Origin of the sequence: Sulfitobacter sp. UBA4523 (genome assembly GCF_002388305.1) — a bacterium.
GTDB classification, from domain to species: Bacteria; Pseudomonadota; Alphaproteobacteria; order Rhodobacterales; family Rhodobacteraceae; genus Sulfitobacter; species Sulfitobacter pontiacus.
The window spans coordinates 3666-28942 of the sequence record NZ_DGMH01000042.1 but is presented as its reverse complement, the minus strand read 5'-3'; the positions used below and the strand labels follow the sequence as shown (position 1 = coordinate 28942).

Genomic DNA, 25277 nt, shown 5'->3' with positions numbered 1-25277 from the left:
ACTCCGACGCGCGTGCCGGAAACCGCACTCACGCCCAATCTCCCAATGTCTTTTGCCACAGGGTCATGGCCGCCACTGCTGCCGTATCCGCCCGCAAGATGCGTGGCCCCAATGCGACAGGGCGCGACCAGTCCAACCCGCGCAAACGCACGCGCTCACTGTCGGAAAACCCGCCCTCTGGTCCAATCAGGATGGCCCAAGGACCGGGCCGCGCGGATGCGAGCCCCTCTTCCTCGCCCGCCAGCGCCTCGTCGCAGAACATCAAGGACCGCTCGGGCTCCCAACGATCGATCAGACGGTCCAGCCGGACCATATCGGCCACCTCCGGAACGAAAGTCCCGCCGCATTGCTCCGCTGCCTCGACCGCGTGGGCTTGCAGACGATCGCGCTGCACGCGGCCGGCGTTGGTAAATTCACTTTGCACCGGCACAATGCGCCGCGCCCCCATTTCGGCAGCTTTCTCGACAATGAAATCCGTGCGCGCCTTTTTGATCGGCGCAAAGATCAGCCACAGGTCGGGCGGCATGTGCAGCGGTTTGGTCTGTTCGGCACAGGCCAGCACGCCGCCGCGTTTACCCGCCTCGGCGACCTCGGCGCGCCATTCGCCATCAATGCCATTAAACAAAAGAACCGACGCGCCCACCGATTGGCGCATCACGCCAAAGAGATAATGCGCCTGCGCCTTATCCAAAGGAACGGATTGCCCCTGCCCCAACGGATGATCTACATAAAGTCTGATTTTCGCGTTCATGGGCACAGATATATGTACGACACCTCGCCGACACCAGATGGCAATGATGCGACACGCGTGGTCGATGCCCCTGCGGACAATTGGGTGGACCGTTTTGCGCCGCGTTTCACCCGCCCCTACCTGCGGCTCAGCCGCGCCGACCGCCCTATTGGCACGTGGCTGTTGCTGCTGCCCTGCTGGTGGGGGCTGACGCTGGCGATGCTGTTTGACCAGCAACCGCGCTGGTTTGACCTGTGGATCTTCATCGGCTGCGGTGCCGGTGCCTGGCTGATGCGCGGCGCGGGGTGCACGTGGAACGACATCACCGACCGGCATATCGATGGCAAGGTCGCCCGCACGCGGTCTCGGCCCATCCCCTCGGGTCAGGTCAGCGTCAAAGGTGCGCTGGCATGGATGATGGCACAGATGCTGATCGCGCTTGGCATTTTGCTGACCTTCAACGGGGCTGCCATCGCCCTTGGTGTACTGGCCCTGCTGCCCGTCGCCGTTTACCCTTTTGCCAAACGTTTCACGTGGTGGCCGCAGGTTTTCCTTGGCATCGCATTTAACTGGGGCGCGCTGCTGGCCTGGACCGCCCATACCGGCAGCCTCGGCGCGCCTGCGGTGGTGCTCTATGCTGCGGGCATCGCGTGGACGCTTTTTTATGACACGATCTATGCCCATCAGGACAAGGAAGATGACGCCCTGATCGGGGTCAAATCCACAGCCCGCCTGTTCGGAGACAATACCGGCCATTGGCTGCGGCGCTTCCTGATCGCCACCGTGGGCCTGATGGGGCTGGCGGTGATCTTTGCCCTGCGCGATTCCGCATCCTTTCTGGCGATGGTCATCGCGCTTGGCGGTCCTTGGGCAATGGGGTGGCATATGGCGTGGCAGTTGCGTGGCATTGACATCAACGACAACGACAAGCTTCTGCGCCTGTTTCGTGTGAACCGCGATACCGGCATGATCCCGCTGGTGTTTTTTGCCGCAGCCCTGCTGGCGTGATTGCACCCCTGTCCCCTCGGGCGTATCAAAGGCTCCAACGTTAACGGTTTCAGAAACGAGCTTATGCGCCTATCTGCACTCCTGATCATCGCGATGACCTTTACCGCCGCTGCGACCGTGTCATTGGTGGCCGCGAATTTTTCGGTAACCCTGATCGAGGAAAACTCCGAGATCGGCGTGCGTGATGCGCTTGATGCAAAAGAGATGACATGGGCCGAAGTGCAGGCAGACGGGTTGCAGGTCACCCTGTCGGGCACCGCGCCGGACGAAGTCGCGCGGTTCAATGCGCTAAGCACCGCAGGCACCATCGTCGATGCTGCCCGCGTGATTGACCAGATGGATGTGACCGCGCAGGCCGCAATCGCCGCGCCGAAATTCTCGGTCGAGATTTTGCGCAATGATTCCGGCGTCTCGATCATCGGGCTGATTCCCACGACCACCGACCGCGATGCGGCCATCGACCGTTTCCAATCCATCGCCGGTCAAGATCATGTCGCGGACCTACTGGAATCAGCGAATTACCCTGCCCCCGACGGATGGGAAGACGCCTTTGGTTTCGCCATTTCCGCGATGGAGAAACTGCCCCGTGCCAAAGTCTCTGCCGAAGCGGGGCGTGTGGCGATCACGGCCATTTCCGACAGCGCAGAAGCCAAAGCACGGCTGGAAAACCAGCTGAAACGTGCGGCCCCTCCCGGGCTGACGGTGACACTGGAGATCGCCGCGCCGCGCCCGGTGATCACCCCCTTTACCCTGCGCTTCCAGATCGAGGAAGACAGCACCGGCTTTGACGCCTGCAGCGCGGATACCGAACAGGCCAGCGCCCGGATCCTCAAGGCGGCCGTTGCGGCTGGCGCACCGGGGTCGGCACGCTGCACGGTGGGTCTTGGCGTGCCAAGCCCGCGGTGGTCGGAAGCCGTGGAGAAAGCCATCGGCGCGTTGTCCAAGATCGGTGGCGGCTCCGTCAGCTTTGCCGATGCCGATATCAGCCTGATCGCCGCCGAAGGCACCGAACGCGCCGTCTTTGACCGCGTCGTCGGAGAGCTGGAAAACGCCCTGCCTGACGTCTTTGCTTTGAATGCCCGCCTGCCCCAAACCGTCGACCCCGACGCCGGCCCGCCCGAATTCGTCGCCACGCTCTCGCCCGAAGGTCAGGTGCAGTTGCGCGGCCGTCTGACAGACGATGCGCTGCGCGAATTGGCCGATAGCTACGCCAAGGCGAGCTTTGGCTCGGACAAGGTCTATACCGCCGCGCGGATTGTCGATGATCTGCCCGCCGATTGGCCGACGCGCGTGCTGTCGGCACTGGATGCGCTGTCCAAGCTCGCCAACGGGACGGTCATCGTAACCCCCGATAGCGTCAGCGTCGCGGGCAACACCGGTAACCCCGATGCCAGCACGCAGATCGCAACCTTGTTGGCGGGCAAACTGGGCGAAGGCAAAGACTATGAGGTCAAAGTCGCCTATCAAGAAAAGCTCGACCCCGTTCTGGGCCTGCCCACCCCGCAGGAATGCGAGGCCGAGATCGGCAAGGTTGTGGCCAAGGGCAAGATCAACTTCGAACCCGGCAGCGCCACCATTGACGCCTCGGCGCTTGGTACGATGGATCAAATTGCCGAAATCCTGCAAGACTGCCGCGACATAGCACTTGAGGTACAGGGCTATACTGACAGCCAAGGCCGCGAGGAAATGAACCTCGCGCTCAGCCAGTCGCGGGCCCAATCGGTGCTGAACGAACTGCGCGCCCGCCGCGTAATCACCGGCTCCTTCGTGGCCAAGGGCTATGGCGAAGAATCGCCCGTTGCCTCCAACGACACCGAAGAAGGCCGCGAGGCGAACCGCCGGATCGAATTTAAGCTGATCAATGAAGGCCCGTCGGAAGATTCTGACGAAACAGCGCTGGAAAATGGCGCGGATACAGGCGATACAGACACACCATCCGACCAGACCCAAGAAGGCAACTAACATGAGCAGAACCGAATTTGTCATCGCGACAGCGATTATCCTATTCGTCGCCTTCTGCCTTGGATGGTTTGCCAACTGGCTGCTGCACCGCTTTACCCGCGTGGCGGCCGACGATGTCGCCCAGCTTGACCGGATGAGCCAGGAATTGCACGAAGCCGAAGAAACCCGCGATCAGGCGATCACCTATCTGCAACAGCGCGAGGCAGAGCTGACGAACCAGCTCAACCAGACCGAGGCAGAGCTGCGCGCGGCGATGGACGGGTTGCGCGATGCGCGCCACGAAGCGGAAGAAATGCGCGCCTATATCGATCGTCAACAGGCCAGCTAAAGGGCCGTCGTGCCGCTTACCACCGGGCCAGCGCGTCTTCGTCTTCTGCCTTTGATGCAACCCAATCCGCCCCTTTGGCAGTGATCTCACGCTTCCAGAAGGGTGCGCGCGACTTCAGGTAATCCATCAGGAATTCAGCCGCTTCAAACGCATCCTTGCGGTGGCGCGCAGCGGTGGCGACCATCATGATCATCTCGCCCGGCAGCAGTCGGCCGAAGCGGTGAATGACCAGCGCATCCCCCAGCGAAAACCGCGCTATCGCGGTTTCGGCCATCTCGGTCAGGGCAGATTCGGTCATGCCGGGGTAGTGTTCAATCTCCATCGCCTGCAACGGATCATCGGGCAGATCGCGCACGATGCCGGTGAAGGTCACGATGGCTCCCATATCCCGATGACCGGCAGCAAAATCCTGGCTTTCCTGCCCCAGATCAAAACCCGCTTCCTGAACCGAGATCTTCATCTCAGCCCCCTGTCATCGGCGGGAAAAACGCTACTTCGCGCACCCCTTCTAACAAGGCATCGAAATCGGCAAGTTCCTGATCCACGGCGACACGCAGGCCGGACAGATCGGAAAAAGCGACCGCATAGCGCTCTTCGCGCGCGCGCAACTCCTCTACAAGGTCCAGAACAGTGCGGGCCGACGTCTCGACCTTCTCACGAGGAAGCCCGATACGTTCGCGAACCCATGCAAAATACAAGATATTCATCAGCGTGGCTCCACCAGATGGGGCATGGATTTGCGCAGATAATCATAGCCGGTGATCGCCGTCAGCGCCGCTGCAACCCAAAGCAGCGCCAACCCGACCCGGCCGGCCCAGATCATCCCGTGGAACTTCCAGGTGAGCCCTAGAACGTCCTCTTCCTCACCAGAGAGTATGGCGCCGACCAAGGCATTATCCATGCCGAAAATCGACATGCCAAAGTAATGTTCGAACAGCCCCTGCCCGAACAACACGGCGATCGCGACCATCTGCGCGGTTGTCTTCCACTTGGCCAGCGCCGTGACCTTCAAGGTGCCGGACACATCCCCCAGAAACTCCCGCAGGCCCGAAACAAAGACTTCGCGAAACAGGATCACGGTGGCAGGGAGCACCAGCCATGGCGACCAGCTTGAAACCGCGACGATCACCATCAGCGCAATCACCACCATCGCCTTGTCGGCAATCGGGTCCAGCATGGTCCCCAGCTTGGTTTCCTGCCCCCACGCGCGCGCAAGATAGCCGTCAAACCAATCGGTGACCGCTGCGGCGATGAATAGGAACATCGCCAAAGCGTCCGCATAGGGACGCGAAAAATACAAGAACATCACAGCCACACCCGGGGCCGCGACAAGACGCAAGAGCGTCAGGATATTGGGGATATTCCACTTCATAGCGTCACCCTACAGTGGCAAGACGACAGGGGAAAGTGCCAAGATATCGCCTTCATTTTGCAAAATAAACTCCCCGCGGAGCGACCTGCCCCCACCGCGTGCCCGAAGGCTGAAATTTCGGGCTATCCGCGTTCGTGGAAAAACGCATAAATCCGTTCGGCCAACGCAACCGACACCCCGTCGACGGCCTTCAAGTCGCTCAAGTTCGCGCGACCAACGGCCTTGGCTGACCCGAAATGGGCCAGCAGCGCGCGTTTGCGGGCGGCACCGACGCCGGGCACGTCATCAAGGGGCGTCGCCCCCACGGCCTTGGCACGTTTGGCGCGGTGGGTGCCGATGGCGAAACGGTGGGCTTCGTCGCGCAAACGCTGGATGAAATACAAAACCGGATCATTATGCCGCAAGGCCATCGGGCGCTCGCCGACGCGGTAAAATTCCTCTTTGCCCGCATCACGATCGACACCTTTGGCCACGCCGACCATCGGAATATCCTCGACCCCGTATTCGCGCATGATGGACGCCACAGCACTCACCTGCCCTGCACCACCGTCGATCAACAGCAGGTCAGGCCACATACCTAGCTTGCGGTCCGGGTCTTCCTTGAGCAACCGTTTGAAACGACGGGTCAGCACCTCTTTCATCATGCCAAAGTCATCCCCCGGCGTCAGGTCATCGCCGCGAATGTTGAACTTGCGGTACTGATTTTTCATCATCCCGTCGGGGCCGGCGACAATCATACCGCCAACCGCGTTCGTCCCCTGGATGTGGGAGTTATCGTAGACCTCGATCCGTTGCGGCGGCGCAGGCAGATCAAAGGCGTCAGCGATACCTTTAAGAAGGTTCGTCTGGGTCGCTGTCTCTGCCAGTTTACGCGCCAAAGATTCGCGGGCGTTGCGCAGCGCCCCATCGACCAGCTCTGCTTTTTCGCCACGTTTGGGGACCACGATGTCAACTTTACGCCCCAGCTTCCCCGACAGCGCCTCGACCATCAGATCGGGGCTTTCGATGTCGTTCGACAGGATCAGCTGACGCGGTGGTTCGCGGGTGTCATAGAACTGACCGATAAAAGCCTCCAGCACCTCGGCGGCATCCACATCGGGGCCCACACGGGGATAGTAGTCGCGGTTCCCCCAGTTCTGGTTGGCGCGGATAAAGAAGACCTGCACGCAAGCCTGCCCCTGATCCAGGTGCAGCGCGATAATATCCGCTTCCGCAACGCCTTGCGGGTTGATCCCCTGTGCCGTTTGCACCTGCGTCAGCGCCTTGATCCGGTCGCGCAGGGCGGCGGCGCGTTCAAACTCCATCGCCTCCGACGCCTCGGCCATCTCGGTCGCCAGCCTGCCCTGAATATCGGTGGACTTACCGTTAAGGAATTTCTCCGCGTCCTGCACCGTCTTGCGATATTCCTCGGGCGAGATCTTACCCACACAGGGGGCAGAGCAGCGCTTGATCTGATGCTGCAAACAGGGGCGCGAGCGGCTTTCGAACATCGCGTCAGAGCAATCGCGCAGCAGGAACACCCGTTGCAGCTGGTTCAGCGTACGGTTCACCGCACCGGCGCTGGCGAAGGGCCCGTAGTAATTGCCCTTTTCCTTTTTGGCCCCACGGTGCTTTTTGATCTGCGGATAATCATGCGTGGCCGTGACCAAAATATTGGGAAAGCTCTTGTCATCGCGCAGCAGCACGTTGAATTTCGGCTTGAGCTGTTTGATCAGGTTCTGTTCAAGCAGCAACGCCTCGGTCTCTGTTTTCGTGGTCAGAAACATCATCGACGCGGTGTTTGATATCATCCGCGCGATCCGGCCCGAATGACCTGACGGACGCGCGTAGTTGCTCACCCGCGCGCGCAGATTCCGCGCCTTGCCCACGTAAAGGACACGGCTTTCCGAATCGAGCATCCGGTACACACCAGGAGAGCCATCAATCGTTTTCAGGTACGATTGAATCACCTCATGGCCGGTTTTGGGTTTTTCGTTAGCGTCTGACATTGATTCGAGCGTTCGGACCTTTTGGCTGCAACAGTGTTAGCGGTAGGACAAGATTAAACATACCCACGACTCTTGTGGATAACCTTGCAGATAACTTTCAAACAGCGCGGATTTTCCCATGTATTAATGGGGCTTCCGGTGTTTGCCTAATTTTTAGGCATATGTGCAAGCCATTGACTTTAGACGTTATTTTTATTAACACTTTCCAACCCACTGAAAACACGCCCCTTTTTGTAACGGTTTTGTTACCGATGTGACCGCGGTGCACAACTTGCGTGGAAAGCCTATTCTAGGCCTTGCGCGTCGGGGGTTTTCCAGCCTAGGTGCTGCCCCCCGTCAGTGCAGATCAACTGCCCCGTAACCGACGGCGCATCAATGAAATAGCCCAATGCAGCGGTAATATCGCGGGGATTCGCCCCCCGTTCGAGAATCACCTTGGACCGCTGTCGCGCAAAGTGTTCGTCGGTCTGCTTGGCCCCCTTCAGGGTCGGCCCAGGACCGATTGCATTGACCCGTATCGCCGGTGCCAGTGCTTGGGAAGATGTCTGGGTCAGCGCCCACAACCCCATTTTTCCGATGGTATATGTCATGAACTCCGGCGTGAGCTTGCGCACACGCTGGTCCAGCATATTGATGATCAGCCCCGCGGCGACGGGCTCGTCCTGTGCGTCAGTCTCCGGCGCCAAGCCTTGCGCGGCCATGGCCTGCGTCAGAATGAAAGGTGCCCGCAGGTTGCTGCCGATATGGCGGTGCCAGCTTTCCTCTGTCGCGGTAGAAATGTTGTCGTATTCAAAAATCGACGCGTTGTTCACTAGGCAGGTGATCGGCCCGCCAAGTGCCCCTGCCGCGCGTGGCAGCAGATCATGCGTCGCGGTCTCGTCCAGCAGATCGGCTTGTAGGGCGACAGCCTGCCGCCCCTTTGCCTTCAACTCGGACACAACCTCGTCGGCACCGTCGGACGAGCTGTTGTAATGCACCGCAACGTCATACCCGCGATCCCCGAGATATAGCGCCATCGCACGCCCCAAGCGGGCTCCGGCTCCGGTTACCAACGCGTGTTTCATACCGCACCTCTTTTAGATCAGAACAGCCGCCATATAGCCCGCATAGACGGCACATAGAACGATGCCCCAGATGCGGTTGATGTCACGCCCCAGATACACAAAGGGGATCAACAGCAGCGACGCCCCCAGCATGACCCACAGATCGAACCGCAGGAATTCCGGATCAACATGGATCGGCCCTACAAGGCTCGCGATACCGATAATGCCCAGCAGGTTGAACAGGTTGGACCCGATCACGTTACCCAAGGCGACATCAGCCTGACGACGCAGCGCTGCCATAACGGTCGTTGCGAGCTCGGGCATCGAGGTCCCGATCGCCACCAGCGTCAGTCCTATGACCGTGTCGCTAACCCCGTAGGCGCGCGCGATCATGGACGCATTATCCACCAGCAGCCCCGCCCCGAGGGGCAAACCCACCAACCCGAGCACAAGGAATACCGCAATGCGCCAGCCCGGCATATCGGGATCGGCCCCTTCGGGCTCTTCCAGGTCCGCGGCGGCAGCGTTTTTACATTCGCGGCGATGCTCTTTGCCGTCGCGGTACATGTCGTACAGCACATAGGCCAAGGCCCCCAGCAACACGAAACCCGCCCAGAAATCGAAAACGCCACGATATGCCAGCCCGATGAACAACACCGAAGCGGCAATCATCATGTTGAACGTCTTGCGCGTGCTACACTCTGACGTGTGCATCGTCGCCAGCAAGGCGGGCACCCCGAGCACCAGCAGGATGTTCGCGGTGTTCGACCCCACGACATTGCCCAATGCGATCCCCGGTGAATCGTCCAGCACCGCCTTGATCGACACCAGCAATTCGGGCGCAGACGTCCCGAACGCCACAATCGTCAGGCTGACGATCAAAGCGGGCACGCCGAGGCGCAGGGACAGGTTGACCGCCCCCTTAACCAACGCATCCCCGGCCAGCAACAAAATCACCAGCCCCAAAACACTTAGAACCCAAGGCATAATCATCCGCGTTTACCCCCGCATCCGCAGGGAGTTTTCCCAATGCGATAGCGTCCACAATTATTACATTTCTTCTGGCTCAGGCGCTTACCGCCCAACCAGTGCATCTTTCCAAACCATGCGAGCGTGCCCATGGCGACCAGAAACAATAAGACAATCTTAAAGACCATGCGTCAGAGCCCGAACCGCGCATAGGCCGCGCGCTCTTCAATACTGTCGACCGCGTCGCCGATGATCTGCGCACCAAATCGGGACAGCAGCCCCTTTTTGGTGCCGTAGCGGTTGAACTTCACCTTGTCGCCAAAGCGTTGCTTGATCATCGGGCGCAGGTGGCCGATGCCGTCGATCAGCCCCAGCTCGGTGGCGCGTTTCGCCAGCCAGACCTCTCCGGTGAACAGGTCAGTGTCAGAGGAAAGCTTGCTCCCGCGGCGTGATGTAACGTGATCGATGAAGTTCCCGTGGATATCCTCCAGCAGTTGCTTCAACCGCGCGACATCTTCGGGCTTTTCAGGGCGGAACGGGTCGAGCATGGATTTGGACTGGCCTGCGGTATAAACCCGCCGCTCTACCCCGTGGCGTTGGATAAATTCATCCGCACCAAAAGACGCCGAAATCACACCGATGGACCCCAGAACGGAACTGGGATCGGCATAGATTTCACCCGCAGCCGCGGCCAACCAATAGCCGCCAGAGGCCGCGACATCTTCGACAAAGGCGATGACGGGGATGTTCTTTTCGTCGGCCAGACGCCGGATGCGCGCGCCGATCAACGACGATTGTACCGGGCTACCGCCGGGACTGCTGATTTCCAAAACCACAGCCGCGGGTTTGCCGCGGTTGAATGCCTTGTCGATGGCGGGGCCAATGCCGCTGTCGTTCAGGCCACCACGGGTGCGGCCCCCGATCACGCCAGACAGTCGCACCACGGAAACCGTCGGACGGGAGGCCAAAAAGGGAAGGTATTTTATCATACCTTCCCATGTAGAGTGCACCATACCTGCAAACAAGGAGGGCACCCGATACTTACTGCCTAATCCGCCAGCCGGTACGGAAAATCCAACCGATCACCGCAAGACACAGCGCCGTAAAGCCCGCGATGGCCAAAAGGCTGGTTACAATCGGCACATCCGCCGATCCGAAGAAGGCCCAGCGGAAGCCCGAGATCAGATACACCACCGGGTTAAAGTGAGAGATCACCTGCCACACCGGCGGCAGCATAGAGATCGAATAGAACGATCCCCCAAGGAAGACCAAGGGCGTCACAATCAACAGCGGCACAAGCTGCAACTGTTCAAAGTTGCCCGCCCAGATCCCGATGATGAAGCCCATCAGCGAAAAGCTGATGCAGGTCAGTACCAGAAAGGCCACCATCCAGATCGGATGCTGAATGGTGATGTCCACAAAGAAGAACGCCGTGAGCAGGATGATCACCCCGATAAACAGTGCCTTGGTCGCCGCAGCCCCGACATAGCCGCAGACAATTTCGATAAAGTTAACCGGCGCGGATAAAAGTTCGAACACGGTGCCGATGAACTTGGGGAAATAGATGCCAAAGGACGCGTTCGAGATCGATTGCGTGATCACGCTCAGCATGATCAGCCCCGGTACGATGAACGCGCCATAGCTGATGCCTTCTACCTCTTGGATGCGGCTGCCGATCGCCGCGCCGAACACTACGAAATACAGCGACGTCGACAACACCGGAGAGATCAGACTCTGCGTGATCGTGCGAAAGAAGCGCGCCATTTCAAACGTGTAGATGGATTTGACAGCGATCCAGTTCATGCCGCGTCCTCCTTGACCAGATCGACAAAAATATCCTCAAGACTGCTTTGCGACGTCTCAAGATCAGACAGCACAAGCCCCGCGGCCGCGACATCGGACAAGAGCTTGGTGATGCCCGTCCGCTCTGCCCGCGTGTCATAGGAATAGATCAACGCGTGCCCGTCGTCGGACAGGGTCAGCGCGTCAGAGACAAGACTGTCGGGGATCGCGTCAATCGGCTGGGTCAACTGCACCACCAACTGCTTTTTCCCCATGCGTGACATCAACGTGTCTTTATCCTCGACCAGCAGGAGCTCGCCGTGGGCGATCACACCGATCCGGTCGGCAATCGCCTCGGCTTCCTCGATATAGTGGGTGGTGAGGATGATGGTCACGCCGCTGGCTTTCAGGTCCGCGACGATGTTCCACATATCGCGGCGCAGTTCTACATCCACGCCGGCGGTGGGTTCGTCCAAGAACAGGACGCGGGGCTCGTGTGCCAAAGCCTTGGCAATCAAGACACGACGTTTCATCCCGCCCGACAGGGCGCGGATCTGGCTGTCTTTCTTGTCCCACAGCGATAGCTGCCGCAGGATCTTTTCAACTGCTGCATCATCCTTGGGTTTCCCAAACAACCCGCGCGAGAAACGCACAGTGCTGATGACTTTTTCAAAGGGTTCAAGGTTGATCTCTTGCGGTACCAGCCCGATCATCGACCGCGCACCACGGTAGTCGTTTACCGTGTCGAAACCGCCCACAGTGACGCTACCGCCTGTGCCGGTCGTGATCCCGCAAATAGTTGAAATAAGTGTTGTTTTCCCTGCGCCATTAGGGCCAAGCAGGGCAAGGATTTCGCCCTCTCGGATGTTCAGCGACACGCCTTTCAGCGCCTCGAACCCATCTGCATAGGCCTTGCGCAGGTCGGTGATCTTTACGATGTCAGGCATGGGCGTCTCCGGTGTTGTTGGCCGGAAACTAGACTGATTATTCCAAAGTGAACAGGCCCTACCCGTCAGCTTTTGCTGCGGCCGAACCAGCCCTTTTTCTCGGCTGGTGCATCCGCTGCCTCTGCCGCTTCCGCCGGCGCATCCTCGGCTGGGCCCTCAAGCGTTTCTTGCAGGTTGTTAAAGAACTGGTCCGCCATCTTTTTGGCAAACCCGTCGATGATCCGGCTGCCAAGCTGTGCAAGCTTGCCGCCGACCTTGGCCTCGACCTCATAGGAAAGCTCGGTCCCGCCATCGACAGCAGCCAGCGTCACGTCCGCCTCACCCTTGGCAAACCCGGCAGCACCGCCTTTGCCTTCGCCGCTGATCTTGATCGACTGGTCGGGCACCATATCGGTCATGGTGACCTGCCCCTTGAACGTGGCTTTGACGGGGCCGACCTTCTGCACCACGGTCGCCTCGAACCCTTCTTCCGGCGATCCGGTCACCTCGGTCGCGCCGGGGACGCATTTGATCAGCATGTCAGGGTCCAGCAGCGCGGCATATACCTCTGCCGGGCTGGCTGCGATCTGGCGGGTCTCTGACATTTTCATGGGGGCTCTCCGTTGATGGCTTTGCGACAACCTAGCGCACATCAATTGGCGACGCCAAGGTCAAACGCGCGGGTCCGGCTATTGCGATAGGGGCGCTAAAGATCTCAACAGTCGCCACATCGCCAATAATGCGCAGACCCTAACTGACCCGTACGATGACCTTGCCCGTCGCCTTGCGCGTGCGCAGCAGATCCAGCGCTTCGTTCGCTTGATCCAGCGGCAGTACGTGGCTCACATGGGGTTTCAGCTTGCCCGCGCTATACCAGTCGATCAGCACCTTGAAGCTGTCTGTCAGCACCTGCGGTTTGAAGTTCTTGTACCCGCCCCAGAAAAAACCCAGCACGTCGATGTTCTTGACCAGCAGGATATTGGCAGGGATCTGCGGCACCTCGCCCGAGGCAAACCCAAGCGGCAGGATACGGGCCTCGGGGTTGCAGGCCCGCAGTGCCGCCTTGAACTGGTCGCCGCCGATCGGGTCATAGACCACATCTGCCCCGCCCAAGGATTTCACCACCTCGCGGATGTCATCGGTTTCTGAATCGATCAGATGGTCGGCCCCGGCAGCGCGGCAAATCTCCAGCTTGGCCGCACCACGGGCGCAAGCGATGACCTCTGCCCCCATGAGCTTGCCCAGCTCTACTGCCGTCAGCCCGACCCCGCCTGATGCACCCAGCACCAGCAGACGTTCCCCCGGTTGCAGCCGCGCCTTATAGTCCAGCGCCACATGGCTGGTGCCATAGGCCACAAGAAAGGCCGCGGCATCCTCGGCCGGCATATCGTCGGGGATCGGCACGCAGACATTGGCGGGAATGGCGGCATATTCGGCCAGCCCTAGCAGGCCGCTATAAGCCGCGATACGTTGACCAACCGCCAGATCGGTCACGCCCTCCCCCACGGCGGCGACGCTGCCCGAAAGCTCCATCCCCAGCGTGAAGGGCAGATCCGGCTTTTGCTGATAGGTGCCCTTGATCATCAGCAGGTCACCAAAGTTCAACCCGCAGGCATCGACCTTGATCAACACTTCGCCAGCGGCGGGGACGGGCATTTCCAGCTCTTGCTCGGACAGGGGCTGGTCATAGGCGGTGACTTGCATGGCGCGCATCTGGGGATCCTCTTGCTATTTCACGCAAAAGGGCCAGAGCATTGGCGGCTTTGCAACCCCCTTGCCCCGGCCCTTGTGAAATTACCCAACGGCAGATGCCCGGCCCCGCCATGCCCCCCTCAGGGCATGATCATCAGCCGGATCCCATAGGCCACCAGTCCAAGCGCTGCGACGCTCAGCACCCAGATCAGGACAAACCACCCGGTGCGTGTTATCCAGTTGCGTCGCATCAGTGGTAACCCTCTTCGGGGTCGATCTTCCCGCGGAACACCCAGTAGGTATAGATCGTGTAAGACAGGATCATCGGCAGCAGGACCAAAGTGCCGACCAAGGCAAACTTGAGGCTGCTGTCAGGTGCCGCGGCCTCGACGATGGTCAGCGAGGAAGGCACGATATAGGGGTAGAAGCTGATCCCGATCCCGATAAAGCCCAGCACGAACAGCGCCAGCGCGCAGAGGAACGGCGTCACGTCCCAATGACGTTGCAGCCCGTGGAACAGCCCATAGACGGCTGCGGCCACCAAGGCAGGCACCAGAAAGCTGAAAATCGCGGTCGGAAAGGCGAACCAGCGGCCAAAGAAAGCGTCGTTCAGGAAGGGCGTCCAAAGGCTGACGAGCCCCATGAACACCAGTGTCGCAATGGCAAAGGGCCAGGCCAGCCGCCGCATATGCGCCTGAATACGGCCCTCCAGCTTCATGTTCAGCCAAGTCGCGCCCAGCATCGCATAGCCGACGGTCACCGCGAAACCGGTCAGGACAGAGAAGGGCGTCAGCCAGTCCCACCAGCCGCCGGCATAGGCGCGGTTCTCGATCTCGATCCCCTGCACCAGCGCGCCAAGCGCGATCCCCTGACACATGGAGGCCACCAGCGAGCCCCCGAAGAACGAGATGTCCCACAGATGTTTGCCCCGCACCGTGCGCCAGCGGTATTCGAAAGCGACGCCACGAAAGACCAACCCCAGCAGCATCAGGATGATCGGCATATAAAGCGCGGGCATCACCGTGGCATAGGCCAGCGGGAAGACGGCGAACAAACCGCCGCCGCCCAGAACCAGCCACGTTTCATTGCCGTCCCAGATCGGCGCGACAGAGTTCATCATCACGTCACGTTCGCCCTCGTCCTTGGACAGCGGGAACAGCAGCCCGACCCCAAGGTCGAAGCCGTCGAGAATGACATAGATCAGCACCGCAAGCGCGATGATGCCGGCCCAGATAAACGAAAGCTCTAATCCAAACATCTGCTGTCTCCTACTCTGACGCTGCTATGTCTTGGGTCTTGTCCTGCGCTACCGGAGTCGTCCCCGCCGCGCGGACGGGGCCGTCGGTGAGCTCTTCCTGCGCGCCCACATGGGGGCGTTTGCGCATCAGCCCGAGGATATAGAACACCCCCGCCCCGAAGACGAAGAAATAGACCACGATGAACGAGATCAACGATGCACCAACCGCAGGCGCGCTGACCGGAGCAAGGCTGTCACTGGTGCGCAGCAGCCCGTAGACGGTAAAGGGCTGACGCCCGACCTCGGTCGTGATCCACCCGGCCAACACCGCGACAAAGCCCATCGGCCCCATGACAATCGCCGCCCGATGCAACCAGCGCGAGCTGTGCAGCGTCCCGCGCCAGCGCGCGATCCCGCCCCAAAGGCCAAAACCCAGCATGGCAAATCCAAGCCCCACCATCACCCGGAACGAGAAAAAGACGATGGCAACCGGCGGCTCGTCCTCGTCAGGGATTGTGTCCAGCCCGGCCAGCGGCGCGTTCAGGTCATGCTTGAGGATCAGCGACGAGAGTTTCGGCACCTCGATGGCGTAATCGACCCGTTTTTCTGCCTGATTGGGGATGCCGAACAGGATCAGCGGCGCGCCGTCGGGGTGGCTGTCGAAATGCCCTTCCATCGCCATGACCTTGGCGGGCTGATGCTCTAGCGTGTTGATGCCGTGGAAATCCCCTGCCGCGATCTGCAAGGGGGTGACCAGCAGCAGCATCCACATCGCCATAGAGAACATGCGCCGCGATGCAGGCCCCTGATTGTCCTTCAGCAAATGCCACGCACCCACAGCGCCCACAACCAGCGCCGTCGTCAGATAAGCCGCCAGCACCATATGCAGCAAACGGTAGGGGAACGACGGGTTGAAGACGATCTTCCACCAATCCAGCGGAATGAACTGCCCCACATCGTTAAAGCCATAGCCCGCAGGGGTCTGCATCCAGCTGTTCACCGACAAGATCCAAGTGGCCGAAAGCAATGTGCCAAAGGCAACCATCGCTGTGGCAAACATATGCAGCCCCGGCCCGACCCGTTTCAGACCAAACAGCATGATGCCCAGAAAGCCGGCCTCAAGGAAGAAGGCCGACAGCACCTCATAGGCCATCAGCGGCCCGACCACCGGCCCCGCCTTGTCAGAGAAGACCGACCAGTTGGTGCCGAATTGATAGGACATCACAATGCCCGATACGACGCCCATGCCAAAGGCCACGGCAAAGATCTTTTTCCAGTAGTCGAAAAGCACCCTGTAGGTTTCGTCCTTGGTCCAAAGCCAAAGCGCATTCACCACCGCCAGAAAGCTGGCCAACCCGATCGAGAACGCCGGAAAAATAATGTGAAACGAAACGGTAAAGGCGAATTGGACCCGTGCCAGAACCTCGGCTGAAAACCCATCAAGCATGTCGTACCTCGTAGTGAATGGCCAAAAACAACGGGTTTCGGCCCTTACACCCTAGATAGCGCTGCACCCCTCATAAGTCACATGCTCAAATCGCCGCAGAAGACGTGCGTGCTATAGGGTGATGCGCACAAGAAGCCCCGGCGCGTTGTCCAGCAGCGCGATCTGCCCGCCGTGCAGTTTTACCACCCCCTCGACAAGGCTGAGCCCCAGACCGTTGCCCGGCGTGTGGCGGCTGGCATCCAATCGGTACAAGCGGCGCAGCACTTTGTCGCGCGCGTCTTCGGGGATGCCGGGGCCATTGTCGGCCACCTCGATCACAGGCCGCCCCTGCGTGCGGGAAAGCGTCAGGGTGATCTCGCTCCCCTCGGGCGTGTGGCGCATGGCATTTTCCAGCAGGTTCGACATCATCTGCCCCAACAGGTTCTTATCGCCCGAGACGGTGATTTGCGCGTCGGGCACGGCGCTGTGCAACCGCTGCTGCTTGGCCGCGGCGGCGGGCTCGTACACTTCGGTGAGGGTCTCGCAAAGCTGGTTCAGATCGACAGAGGCGAAATGCGACTTGGGCGACCCCGCCTCGACCGAAGCGATCTGCAACAGCGATTGAAAGACCGAAGCGATGCCCGCGACCTCCTCCTGCGCTTTGGTCAGCAAGATGCCTTCGTCCGTGTCTTCGGGCAGGCTGCGCGCCAGATCGTCCAGATGCACCGCGACGCGCTGGATCGGTGTCTTGAGGTCATGGGCAATGTCTGACGATACCTGCCGCAGCATCTGGGTTTGCGCCTCTTGTGCGCCTGCCATCTGGTTCACCTTGCTGCCGATACGTTGCAGATCATCGGCCCACCCCGGCGACACGGTCACCCGCGCGGCAAGATCGCCGGTCGTCAGGTCATCCAGCGTGCGTCCGATAACATCCACATGCCGCTTGCTGCGCCGCGCCAGATAAAGCCCGCCCGACAAGGCGACCAGCACCGTGGGCAGCAGGCTGATCAGCAGGATATTCAGGAACACCGTGCGCAGCCCTTCGATCTGTGCGCGGCTACGGGCGACGGTCAACTGCCCGCCGTAAAGCGGCGTTGTCAGCGACAGGTAGACCCCGTCATATTCGGCCCGTCCCTCGGCCAGCGACACGATATGATAGCCTTCGTCATCCCGCGCGATGGCCCCGTTGCCATAGATGCGCCCCGACGGGGTGATATAGCTAAGCACAACGCGGCTGGGATCGGCGTCGCGCGATTCAGCGTCCACCAGCAGGGCCACGGCGCGGGCATTGGGGGCCGCGCGAAAGCCCGCGATATCCTGTTCAAGATCCGCACGGATCGCGGTTTCAAATGAATTCTGCGTCACCGCATAGCTGGCCGCCAACCCCATCAGGCTGACGGTCGAGAACAGCAAGACCAGCAGCAGCGCCAACCGCACCGGCATGGACCGCCAAAGCTGCGCCAGCCGCGCGGTCATCCGTCGATCCGGTAGCCGGCACCGCGCACGGTCTGGATCAGCTCACGATCAAAGGGTTTGTCCACCTTGGCCCGCAAACGGCTGATGTGGGTTTCGACAACGTTGGTCATCGGGTCAAAGCTGATGTCCCAGACCGCTTCAAGCAACATGGTCCGGGTCTGCACCCTGCCCTTGCGACGCAGCAGATGTTCAAGCAGGGCAAATTCACGAGGCAGCAGGTCGATCTCCTGTCCGGCGCGGGTCACCTTGCGGGTGATCAGTTGCATTTCAAGATCGCCTGCACGCAGCACGGTTTCCTGCTCCATCGCCTGCGGACGGCGCGCAAGAGCGGTGACACGCGCCGAAAGCTCGCCAAAGGCGAAGGGTTTGACAAGATAGTCGTCGCCGCCTGCGTTCAATCCGCTGATACGGTCATCGACGCTGCCCATGGCGGTCAGAAACAGCACCGGCGTCAAGTTACCCGCGCCACGCAAGGTCTTGACCAGCGTCAGCCCGTCGATCTCTGGCAGCATCCGGTCGACGATCAGCACGTCGTAAGCACCCGAGGTCGCCTGTATCAGCCCCTCGCGCCCTTCAGCGACAAGATCAACGGTATGCCCTTCTTCGCGCAACCCCCGCGCGATATAGGTTCCGGTGGTGGCATCATCTTCGACGACAAGCAGTTTCATATACAATGGTCCATTGAGGCTTTGATCCTTCGATACCTGATATAGGGCGTGCTGCCACCTGCGAGAGACAAGTTTACACATTTGTATAGCCCGCAAAAACCCGCTGTTAGAATGGGCTGCCATTTGGGTGTCATCCCTGAAGACGAAGGAACCACGCATGACATCTCTTTTCTCCTCCCCTCGCCGCGCCGCACCCTTTGTGCTCGCAGCGGCCCTCGCCTCTACCTCGGCCATGACGCTTGCCCCGACGGCGGCTCTGGCGGTGCCCGCTGGCGGCTATGCCGATCTGGTCGAACAAATCTCACCCGCTGTTGTATTCATCGAGGTAACCGGCACGGCAGAGCAGACCAGCGCGCAGGTGCAACTGCCCGAAGGCATGCCAGAGGAACTGCGCAAACGTTTTGAGCAGTTGATGCCGCAAGGACCGGCTGGCGCACAGCCGATGCATGGGCTTGGATCGGGCTTTATCGTGTCCAAGGACGGAATGATCGTAACGAACAACCACGTTGTCACCGGTGCCGACACGGTCAAGGTCAAGCTGGCCGATGGCCGCAGCTTTGACGCCAAGGTGGTCGGCAGCGATGTGCTGACAGATATTGCCGTGCTCAAGGTCGAAGCGGATGTTGACCTTCCAGCGGTGAAATTCGGGTCTTCCGATGACATGCGCGTCGGCGACGAGGTGGTCGCCATGGGCAACCCCTTTGGTCTGGGTGGCACGGTCACCACCGGCATCATCTCGGCCAAGTCGCGCAATATCAACGCGGGCCCCTATGATGACTTTATCCAGACCGATGCGGCGATCAACCGTGGCAACTCCGGCGGGCCGCTGTTCAATAACGCGGGCGAAGTGATTGGCGTGAACACGGCAATCCTGTCGCCTGATGGCGGCTCTGTCGGGATCGGCTTTTCCGTACCATCCGATCTGGTGCAGGACATCGTGGCCGACCTGTCCGACGACGGGGAAATCACCCGCGGCTGGCTCGGCGTTCAAATCCGTCCGATGACGGCAGAGGTCGCGCAAGTGCTGGGGCTGGACGCGCCGAAAGGGGCGGTGATCGAAGCCATCGGCGATGACAGCCCGGCCAAGAAAGCCGGTCTTGAGAAAGGCGATATCATCCTGTCGTTCAACGACACAGAGATCAAGGAACTGCGCGATCTGACCCGCGCTGTGGCCGAAACCGATCCGGAAGCCAAAGCCGAGGTCATGGTCCTGCACAAGGGCAAAGAGGTCACGCGGACGGTCACCATCGGCACATTGGCCGATCAAAAAGCGTAAGCGTCTTCCAGCGGGCTTACCTCGTTCCCTGCTGGATTTGCCCGACCGCGTTCCCCAACGCGGCGGGCCCCACCGCCCGTCCCCCCGGTGCGGCAGACCACCTCCGACGCAGACCGTCGGGGGTGGTTTTCTTTTGGGCCCTCTGCGGAGGTTTAGATTGTCGCCTCGAACAGCTTGCGCAGGTTTTCCGTGGTCAATGTCACAGGGTTGCCACCGCAAGACGGGTCTTCAAGCGCCATCGCGACCAGATCGTCGATCCGGTCAGCGCTCACGCCCATTTCCGACAGTTTGCGCGGGATACCGAAGCTGTCGTTGAACTCCTGCACGAAGGCGCGGAAGCCGTCATAGCCGCCGTCGATCCCCAGATACCCTGCCGCGCGGTCAAAGCGTTCGCGGATTTCAGGCTCGTTCAGGTCCAGCACCGCGGGCATGCAGACCGCATTGGTGGTCCCGTGGTGCGTGTTGAACACCGCGCCGATCGGGTGGCTCATGGCGTGGATCGCGCCCAGACCCTTCTGGAACGCCGTCGCCCCCATCGCCGCCGCCGACATCAGCTGCGCGCGCGCTTCAATGTCTGTCCCGTCTGCATAGGCGCGCGGCAGATAGTCGATGACCAGCCGCATGCCCTCCAGCGCGATACCTTGCGACATGGGGTGGTAATGCGGGCTGCTAAACGCCTCGACGCAATGGGCAAAGGCATCAAGGCCGGTGCCTGCGGTGATATGTTTGGGCATCCCCACCGTCAGCTCGGGGTCGCAGATCACGATGCTGGGCAGCACTTTGGGGTGGAAAATGATCTTTTTCACATGGGTTTCAGAGTTGGTCAGAACCGACGCGCGCCCCACTTCGGACCCGGTGCCCGCCGTGGTGGGCACCGCGATGATCGGCGCGATGGCGTCGGCATCGGCGCGGGTCCACCAATCGCCCACATCCTCGTAATCCCACACAGGCCGCGACTGTCCCGCCATGAAGGCGACCATCTTGCCCAGATCGAGGCCAGAGCCACCGCCAAAGGCGATCACACCATCATGCCCGCCCTCGCGGTAGACCTTCAGCCCCGCCTCGAGGTTCAGCTCGGTCGGGTTTGCGTCCACTTCCGAGAACATCGCGCGGCCAAAGCCTGCGCCGTCCAGCAGATCCAGCGTGCGGGTCGTGATCTCCATCGAGGCAAGGCCCTTGTCCGTCACCAGCAAGGGGTTTTTCATCCCCGTGGCCACGCAGGCCTCTCCGATTTCAGAAATACGGCCCGCGCCAAAGCGGATGGCGGTGGGGTAGGACCAGTTGTTTTGCAGTGCCATAAGGATCAAGCCTTTTTCAGGTGGTAAGATTTGGGGCGCGTCAGCGCCTGATAGCCAAGCTCGGACAGGCCCGCGCCCTGCCCTGTGTCCTTGCAGCCGGTCCAGCACAGGGCCGGATCAAGGTAATCGCAGCGGTTCATGAACACGGTGCCGGTTTCCAGCTGCGCGCCGATGGTATCGGCAGCATCGGCGTCCTTGGTAAAGATCGCGGCGGTCAGCCCGAACTGGCAGTCGTTCATCAGCGCAATCGCTTCCGCGTCGTCCTTGACGGGCATGATGCCCACGACAGGGCCAAAGCTTTCGTCGCGCATCACGCGCATGTCGTGGGTGACGTTGGTCAGGATCTGCGGCGTGAGATACGCGCCGCCGTCATCCGCCTCAAAGGTATCGATCAGCGCGGTCGCACCGGCGGCGACGGCCTCGGAAATCTGGGCGCGCACCTCGGCGGCGAAACGGACGTTCGCCATGGGGCCGATATCGGTATCCGCCTCAAGCGGGTTGCCAAGCTTGAGCGCATTGACCCAAGCCACGGCCTTTTCGACAAAGGCATCATACAGGCTTTCGTGCACATAAATCCGTTCGATCCCGCAGCAGCACTGCCCCGCGTTGAACATCGCCCCATCCATCAGCCCGTCAACAGCGGCGTCGACATCCGCGTCGGCGCGCACATAGCCGGGGTCTTTGCCCCCCAGTTCGGTCGCGACGGGTGTGAAGGTGCCCGCGGCTGCAATCTCCATCGCCTTGCCGCCCCCGACCGATCCGGTGAAGTTCACGAAGCCGAACTGCCGTTCGGCGATCAGTGCCGAGGTGGTGTCGTGATCAAGAAAGACGTTCTGGAAGACATCGTCGGGGATGCCTGCGGCGTGGAAAGCTTCGGCCAGACGTTCACCCACTTGCAGGGTTTGGGTGGCGTGTTTCAGCACCACGGTATTCCCCGCGATCAGCGCTGGCGCGACCGTGTTGATCGCCGTCATATAGGGGTAGTTCCACGGGGCCACGACCAGCACAACACCGCGCGCCTCGCGGGTGATCTTGCGGGTGGCCTTGTCGCTGTCTTCGACAATCGTCGGGGCCAGCGCCTTTTCGGCGATGTCGGCCATATAGTTGCCGCGCTCGGCAAAGCCGCCAAACTCGCCGCCATAGCGCACGGGACGGCCCATCTGATGTGCCAGTTCCTGTGCCATACGATCGGTGGTTTTGCCCACCTCGGCAATGGCATCGCGCACCAGTTGGACACGTTCGGCCAAGGGGCGCGCGGCCCATGCGCCTTGTGCTGCCTTGGCGCGGGCGCAGACATCGCGCGCTGCCTCCAGCGACAGGACAGGGCGTTCAAGGTAAACCGATCCGTCAATCGGTGAGATACATTTCAAAGTGTTTGTCATCGTTTATGCTCGCTCAAATCCGCGGTTGATTTCCCAGTCGGTCACGACCTTGTCGTATTCCTCCTGCTCCCATTCGGCTGCGCGGGTGTAGTGGTCGACCACGTCGTCGCCAAGGGCCTCGCGCAGCATGGCAGAGTTGCGCAGCGTTTGGGTTGCGGCACGCAGGGTGCGGGGGATTTCGGTGACGTTGGCGTCTTCGTAGACATCGCCCATCGTCGGCTCTTGCAGGGGCAGCTTTTCCTCGATCCCCTTCAGCCCTGCCGCAAGCAGCACAGCCTGCGCCAGATAGGGGTTCAGGTCAGACCCGCCGATGCGACATTCAACACGAATCCCCTTGGTGCCATCGCCACACAGCCGGAAGCCCGCGGTGCGGTTATCGACAGACCAGACGGTTTTCGTAGGCGCAAAGGTGCCTTTGGCAAAGCGTTTGTAGCTGTTGATATAGGGCGCGAAGAAATACGTAATATCAGGGGCATAGGCGATCAGACCGGCCATGAAATGCTGCATCATCTGCGACATGCCCAGCTTGGCGTCCTTGTCATAGAACGCGGGCGTGCCGTCTTTCCACAGCGACATATGCACATGGCTGGACGACCCCACCTTATCCGCCGACCACTTGGGCAGGAAGGAGGCCGAGAACCCCTGCTGATAGGCGATCTCTTTCACCGCTTGTTTCGAAATCGTGTGGTGATCGGCACAGGCCAGCGCATCGGCATAGCGGATGTTAAGCTCTTGCTGGCCGACCTCGGCCTCACCCTTGGTGCATTCGACCGGGATCCCCGCCCCCACGAGATGGTTGCGCAGTGGCTGAAGGAAGCTTTCCTCCTTGGTGGTCTGGAAAAGGCAGTAGTCTTCGTTATGGCCGTTCAGGGGCACGAGGTTGGCGTATTTCTCTTTCTGCAAGGTGCGATAATCGCCCTCGAACAGAAAGAACTCAAGCTCGGTTGCCATCATCGCGTCAAAACCAAGCGCATCCAGTCGGGCGATCTGCTTTTTCAGCATGGCGCGCGGCGAATGGGAGACAGGTTCGTGGGTGTGGTGATCCAGCACATCGCCAAGCACCAGCACGGTTTTATCCAGCCACGGCACATGGCGCATGGTCGACAGATCAGGCCGCAGCACATAGTCGCCATAGCCGGTTTCCCAGCTGGTCGAGGCAAAGCCCTCGGGCGTGGACATCACCAGATCGGTTGCCAGCAGATAGTTGCAGCAATGCGTCTCCGCATGGGAATGATCGATAAAATTCGTGACGTGAAAACGCTTGCCCATCAGGCGGCCCTGCATGTCCACCAGTGCCACCAGCACCGTGTCCACCTCGCCTTTGGCGGCCAGGTCCTTGAGCGTGTCGAAAGTAAGGTTGCCCATCTGCAAACGTCCCTTTTGATGTGAGGGGGCGGCACAGATGCGCCGCCCCGATGGTCATGATGTCAAAGCCGGATCAGCCGAAAGTATAGGGCGGGCCCGCTTTCGAGATGACGTTGTTATAGTCGCGGAAAATCTGCACGATCTTGGCGGCCGTTTCGCCTTCTTCCGCCATCTCGTCCCAGAATTTCACCGCCGCTTCCTCGACCACTTTCCATTCATCCTGCGGTACGGATGTCAGCTCAAGCTTCTCGCCCGATGCACGCAGGCGCGCCTCGCCGCCCCAGTACCATTGGTTGCGGTAGGTGTGGCTCGCCTCGATCGCGGAATTCACGATCTGCTTGAGGTGGTCCGGCAGCTCTGCCCATTTCTCTGCGTTGACGAAGAACGACCCGATCCACGCCCCCGAGATGTTGTTGGTGCAGAAGTAGTTGGTCACATCGGCCCAGCCCACGGTGTAGTCTTCGGTGATGCCCGACCACGCCATACCGTCCAGCTCGCCCGTCTGCACCGCGACTTCGGCGTCCTCGTAGGGGATGTTGACCGGCACGACGCCGAATTGCGACAGGAAGCGACCCGCCGTCGGGAAGGTATACAGCTTCAGCCCGTCCATATCGGCCAGCGATTTGATCGGCTTGACGGTGTTGAAGTTACACGGGTCTTGCCCCGCCGCAGACAGCCAGTGCACGCCAACCTTGGCGTATTCCTCGCGCCAGATGTCGGCCAGACCGTATTGGTTGAACAGCACCGGCACGTCGAGCGCGTGTTTCGTTGCCAGCGGGAAATACCCGCCGAAGGACCGGACAGGCGTGGGCGACGCCATGGAGTCATCATCCGAGTGCACGCCGTCGATGGTACCGCGCTGCAGCGCTTGGAAAAGCTCGCCTGTGGGGACGATCTGGTCGGCATAGAAAAGCTCGATTTCCAGCTCACCTTGGGCAGCGGCGTTGATTGCGTCGATGGCCGGTTTCGTCACCTCTTCGCCAAGTGCGGACCCCGCATAGGTCTGGAAACGCCAGCGGATCGGCTCTTGGGCGTGCAGGATCGATGGTGCGGCAAGGGTTGCCGGACCGGCAACGGCGGCTCCTTTCAGGAACTTACGTCTTGTTGTCATGTCTCATACTCCTTGTTGGGGTTGGGATGAAAAGGGCCAGTTGCTCTGACCGCTTGGTTGTTAATGCTTATTTTCCATAGACATAGTCCGGCAGCCAAAGCGCGATCTGCGGGAAGATCATGACCACCGCGAGCGCCAGCACCATCACCCCGACAAAGGGGATGATCGACCGGTAGATATCGCGGATCGTGATCTCTGGCGGGGCCATTGCGCGCATCAGGAACAGGTTATAACCAAA

General features: G+C 60.5%; 25 protein-coding genes and 1 pseudogene. 4 read left to right on the top strand and 22 right to left on the bottom strand.

The window, feature by feature from the left end:
• Positions 1–28: 28 nt before the first annotated feature.
• Positions 29–751: a 16S rRNA (uracil(1498)-N(3))-methyltransferase gene (locus B3849_RS10235; protein WP_278425489.1), complete on the bottom strand. Its 723-nt coding sequence runs from the start codon at positions 749–751 to the stop codon at positions 29–31.
• Positions 752–763: 12 nt separating this feature from the next.
• On the opposite strand from B3849_RS10235, the gene ubiA reads away from it, so the two are divergent.
• The 3 genes from ubiA (at position 764) to B3849_RS10220 (ending at position 4028) form a co-directional block, all read left to right on the top strand.
• On the top strand, positions 764–1738 hold the full coding sequence (gene ubiA / locus B3849_RS10230) for a 4-hydroxybenzoate octaprenyltransferase (RefSeq protein ID WP_286780091.1): 975 nt from the start codon (positions 764–766) through the stop codon (positions 1736–1738).
• Between the two features lie 63 nt (positions 1739–1801).
• Positions 1802–3700, top strand: a complete 1899-nt coding sequence (locus B3849_RS10225; protein WP_278375131.1) for an OmpA family protein — start codon at positions 1802–1804, stop codon at positions 3698–3700.
• A 1-nt stretch (position 3701) separates the two neighbouring features.
• Positions 3702–4028 carry a hypothetical protein gene (locus B3849_RS10220; RefSeq protein WP_005849689.1) on the top strand — a complete coding sequence of 109 codons (327 nt, stop codon included), beginning with the start codon at positions 3702–3704 and terminating at the stop codon, positions 4026–4028.
• A gap of 16 nt (positions 4029–4044) precedes the next feature.
• Here the strand turns inward: B3849_RS10220 and B3849_RS10215 are convergent, their stop codons facing one another.
• From B3849_RS10215 to B3849_RS10140, 16 genes are all read right to left on the bottom strand, one after another.
• On the bottom strand, positions 4045–4488 hold the full coding sequence (locus B3849_RS10215; protein ID WP_278425487.1) for a molybdenum cofactor biosynthesis protein MoaE: 444 nt from the start codon (positions 4486–4488) through the stop codon (positions 4045–4047).
• Position 4489: 1 nt separating this feature from the next.
• Entirely contained in the window at positions 4490–4735 is a 246-nt protein-coding gene (gene moaD / locus B3849_RS10210) for a molybdopterin converting factor subunit 1 (protein WP_278375130.1), read from the bottom strand.
• Entirely contained in the window at positions 4735–5400 is a 666-nt protein-coding gene (gene pgsA, locus B3849_RS10205) for a CDP-diacylglycerol--glycerol-3-phosphate 3-phosphatidyltransferase (protein ID WP_009825256.1), read from the bottom strand. The genes moaD and pgsA overlap by 1 nt, the downstream gene beginning before the upstream one ends.
• A gap of 122 nt (positions 5401–5522) precedes the next feature.
• Positions 5523–7388, bottom strand: a complete 1866-nt coding sequence (gene uvrC, locus B3849_RS10200) for an excinuclease ABC subunit UvrC (protein ID WP_009825257.1) — start codon at positions 7386–7388, stop codon at positions 5523–5525.
• A 284-nt stretch (positions 7389–7672) separates the two neighbouring features.
• Positions 7673–8452 carry an SDR family oxidoreductase gene (locus B3849_RS10195; protein WP_278425486.1) on the bottom strand — a complete coding sequence of 260 codons (780 nt, stop codon included), beginning with the start codon at positions 8450–8452 and terminating at the stop codon, positions 7673–7675.
• 12 nt (positions 8453–8464) lie between these two features.
• Positions 8465–9418: a calcium/sodium antiporter gene (locus tag B3849_RS10190; protein WP_005849697.1), complete on the bottom strand. Its 954-nt coding sequence runs from the start codon at positions 9416–9418 to the stop codon at positions 8465–8467.
• Between the two features lie 173 nt (positions 9419–9591).
• The gene (locus tag B3849_RS10185; protein WP_278425485.1) at positions 9592–10389 is read right to left on the bottom strand and encodes a S49 family peptidase; all 798 of its coding nucleotides are present in this window, start codon (positions 10387–10389) and stop codon (positions 9592–9594) included.
• Positions 10390–10441: 52 nt separating this feature from the next.
• Positions 10442–11203, bottom strand: a complete 762-nt coding sequence (locus B3849_RS10180) for an ABC transporter permease (protein ID WP_005849702.1) — start codon at positions 11201–11203, stop codon at positions 10442–10444.
• Positions 11200–12129, bottom strand: coding sequence for an ABC transporter ATP-binding protein (locus B3849_RS10175; protein WP_009825261.1), 930 nt, complete (start codon positions 12127–12129; stop codon positions 11200–11202). The genes B3849_RS10180 and B3849_RS10175 overlap by 4 nt, the downstream gene beginning before the upstream one ends.
• Positions 12130–12194: 65 nt before the next feature.
• A complete protein-coding gene (locus B3849_RS10170; RefSeq protein WP_243250669.1) occupies positions 12195–12719 on the bottom strand; it encodes a CoxG family protein in 525 nt (174 codons plus the stop codon).
• 139 nt (positions 12720–12858) lie between these two features.
• The gene (locus B3849_RS10165; protein ID WP_009825263.1) at positions 12859–13821 is read right to left on the bottom strand and encodes an NADPH:quinone oxidoreductase family protein; all 963 of its coding nucleotides are present in this window, start codon (positions 13819–13821) and stop codon (positions 12859–12861) included.
• A gap of 119 nt (positions 13822–13940) precedes the next feature.
• Complete coding sequence (locus tag B3849_RS10160; protein ID WP_286780090.1) at positions 13941–14051, bottom strand: DUF2474 family protein; 111 nt, start codon at positions 14049–14051, stop codon at positions 13941–13943.
• Positions 14051–15058, bottom strand: coding sequence for a cytochrome d ubiquinol oxidase subunit II (cydB, locus tag B3849_RS10155; protein ID WP_005849712.1), 1008 nt, complete (start codon positions 15056–15058; stop codon positions 14051–14053). The genes B3849_RS10160 and cydB overlap by 1 nt, the downstream gene beginning before the upstream one ends.
• A 10-nt stretch (positions 15059–15068) precedes the next feature.
• Positions 15069–16484 carry a cytochrome ubiquinol oxidase subunit I gene (locus B3849_RS10150; protein ID WP_180828060.1) on the bottom strand — a complete coding sequence of 472 codons (1416 nt, stop codon included), beginning with the start codon at positions 16482–16484 and terminating at the stop codon, positions 15069–15071.
• 111 nt (positions 16485–16595) lie between these two features.
• The gene (locus B3849_RS10145; RefSeq protein ID WP_278425359.1) at positions 16596–17939 is read right to left on the bottom strand and encodes a sensor histidine kinase; all 1344 of its coding nucleotides are present in this window, start codon (positions 17937–17939) and stop codon (positions 16596–16598) included.
• Entirely contained in the window at positions 17936–18607 is a 672-nt protein-coding gene (locus B3849_RS10140; RefSeq protein ID WP_005849717.1) for a response regulator transcription factor, read from the bottom strand. The genes B3849_RS10145 and B3849_RS10140 overlap by 4 nt, the downstream gene beginning before the upstream one ends.
• A gap of 157 nt (positions 18608–18764) precedes the next feature.
• Here B3849_RS10140 and B3849_RS10135 point away from each other — a divergent pair, with 157 nt between their 5' ends.
• Entirely contained in the window at positions 18765–19883 is a 1119-nt protein-coding gene (locus B3849_RS10135; RefSeq protein ID WP_278425358.1) for a Do family serine endopeptidase, read from the top strand.
• A 152-nt stretch (positions 19884–20035) separates the two neighbouring features.
• On the opposite strand, the gene B3849_RS10130 is transcribed toward B3849_RS10135, so the two are convergent.
• The 5 genes and pseudogenes from B3849_RS10130 to B3849_RS10110 all read right to left on the bottom strand — a co-directional run.
• Entirely contained in the window at positions 20036–21181 is a 1146-nt protein-coding gene (locus tag B3849_RS10130; protein WP_278425357.1) for an iron-containing alcohol dehydrogenase, read from the bottom strand.
• Between the two features lie 5 nt (positions 21182–21186).
• Positions 21187–22563 carry an aldehyde dehydrogenase family protein gene (locus B3849_RS10125; RefSeq protein ID WP_278425356.1) on the bottom strand — a complete coding sequence of 459 codons (1377 nt, stop codon included), beginning with the start codon at positions 22561–22563 and terminating at the stop codon, positions 21187–21189.
• Between the two features lie 3 nt (positions 22564–22566).
• On the bottom strand, positions 22567–23928 hold the full coding sequence (locus B3849_RS10120) for a glutamine synthetase family protein (RefSeq protein WP_005849725.1): 1362 nt from the start codon (positions 23926–23928) through the stop codon (positions 22567–22569).
• Positions 23929–24001: 73 nt separating this feature from the next.
• Positions 24002–25039 (bottom strand): TRAP transporter substrate-binding protein, encoded by a 1038-nt coding sequence (locus B3849_RS10115; RefSeq protein WP_005849726.1) that lies wholly within the window; start codon positions 25037–25039, stop codon positions 24002–24004.
• 67 nt (positions 25040–25106) lie between these two features.
• Positions 25107–25277: pseudogene (locus tag B3849_RS10110) on the bottom strand (C4-dicarboxylate ABC transporter); the annotation flags it as partial.